Source organism: Microvirga sp. P4_G7 (assembly GCF_056401005.1).
On the sequence record NZ_JBFUKD010000706.1, the window covers coordinates 1 to 1,833 of the forward strand.

The window sequence follows — 1,833 nt, forward strand, 5'->3', positions numbered from 1 at the left end:
CGTGTGATGGCCGATCTCGCAGGCTTTGTCCTGGTCGAGAAGAAAGCGGCGGAGGTGAGTGTCAATCTCGACAAGCATCTTGTGACTGTCGGCAAAGAGTTCAGCGAGCTGTTGGGCGAAATTGTCAATGCCAAGCATGACGGAGTCCTCTCTCCTGATGAGTGCGACGCAATCATTCAGCAGTCCCGCGAAGGACAGACGGTGTTGGCCAATCTCGAAGCCGACGTGAAGCGGCAGAGGTCCGTCACGATCAAGTACAGCGTCTGAATCTCAATTTCTCATCCCAGGAGAAGTCTATGAGCAAACCTGAAGGCTATCTGACGAACCCGCTATATCGCGAGGTCAAGTCGATCCTCGATCGTGCCGGCATCCCGTTCCGTGTCGAGGCCGGCGCTCGCCATTGGCTGATCATCTATCGCGATCAGCACGGTCAGGAATGGAAGCAGCCGCTGCATCTCGGGCCCCATCTTCGCGTCGCCATCCGGCGCAAGACCGTCAAACGGTTCCAGAAGATAGCCTCCGGCTTCTCCCTCAGCAAACCAGGTAATGGCGCGGCAATGTCGCAAGCTGCGACCCGGAGCCGGGACCTCTTCGACGACAGTCATGGCGAGCCAATCCTCCGGCTCGTCGCGGATGCAATGTCGGAGGCACCGCTTCCCGATGTGGTTGATGGATCGATCGGCGACGCAACGATTCAGACCGTGAACGCCCGCCATCTCCATCGCTTCTTGGAGGTTGGAAAGGACTTTTCAAACTGGATCAGAGACCGCATCTCCACTTATCAATTCATTGAGAACGTTGACTATTTAGTTTTCGCCGAAATTGGCGAAAACCCCCAGGGCGGCCGACCTTCCAAGGAATACGCCATCTCCCTCGACATGGCCAAAGAGCTTTCGATGGTCGAGCGGAATGAGAAGGGCAAGCAGGCCCGCCGCTATTTCATCGAATGCGAGCGCAAGGTGAAGTCCGCTGACCCGATGGCGGCGGCGCTCCAGGATCCGGCTTATCTCCGGAAAGCGCTTCTCGTGAATGTCGAGAAGGTCCTTGAGTTGCGGGGACAGGTGAAGGTAATGCGCGCCGATGTCGACGCGTTCGACCGCATCGCGAAAGCCGACGGTTCACTCTGCATCACTGATGCCGCGAAGGCCCTTCAGATCCAACCCAAGGTTCTGTTCACGTGGTTGAGTACGAATGGATGGACCTATCGTCGAACCGGTAACAAGAACTGGCTCGGATACGAAGCGAAACGCAAATCAGGCTTCCTGATCCACAAGGTCGACACGGTTCCCGGTCGAGACGGTGAAGACAAGATCACCGAACGGGTCCGCGTCACGGCAAAGGGCCTCGCCGCCCTCGCCAAGATTTTCCCACCCGCCCTCGCAGCTGAATAAGGAGACCGCCAATGCGCCGCGGACGTCGATCTATGACCACCGAAGAAAAGCAATCCCGCAAGGATGCCAAGATTGCCGACAAGGCCCAGGCCCTGGCCGACAACGCGCTGGCGAAACTGCCGGCGGAGAAGGAGCGCCGCAACGAACTCTTTCGCGAAGGCGACGCCCTCAAGGCAGAGGCCCAAAGCGTCGCGGGGCAGATCGGACAGCATAAGAAGAGGTTGCACGAAGTCTTCGGCATCACAAAGCAAGCGCTCGTAATCCGAAACACCCTGATGAAATGTCCGGATGGTGWGTTCGACGCGACCATTCAGCAGACGTTGCTCTTCATCAAGGACATGGACCGTCCTGTCCAATTGAACATGTTCGAATTGCAGGCTGGAAAAGGCGTCGCAGAAGACGGTGATTCCGTCTTCGACAAGACGTCTTCCGGCGAGCGCCA

At 57.6% G+C, this 1,833-nt stretch carries 3 protein-coding genes; all 3 read left to right on the forward strand.

From position 1 onward, the window contains the following. On the forward strand, positions 1-267 hold a 267-nt coding region (locus tag AC1DT3_RS19785), incomplete at its 5' end, for a phage regulatory CII family protein (protein ID WP_477466921.1). A 29-nt stretch (positions 268-296) separates the two neighbouring features. Next, positions 297-1,391 (forward strand): antA/AntB antirepressor family protein, encoded by a 1,095-nt coding sequence (locus tag AC1DT3_RS19790; protein WP_477466922.1) that lies wholly within the window; start codon positions 297-299, stop codon positions 1,389-1,391. A 32-nt stretch (positions 1,392-1,423) separates the two neighbouring features. Beyond that, a partial coding sequence (locus AC1DT3_RS19795) for a hypothetical protein (RefSeq protein ID WP_477466923.1) occupies positions 1,424-1,833 on the forward strand: 410 nt, incomplete at its 3' end.

Excerpts from the sequence above, each read along its gene's own strand:
- AC1DT3_RS19790 (WP_477466922.1), top strand. The coding sequence starts at position 297 with ATGAGCAAACCTGAAGGCTATCTGACGAACCCGCTATATCGCGAGGTC.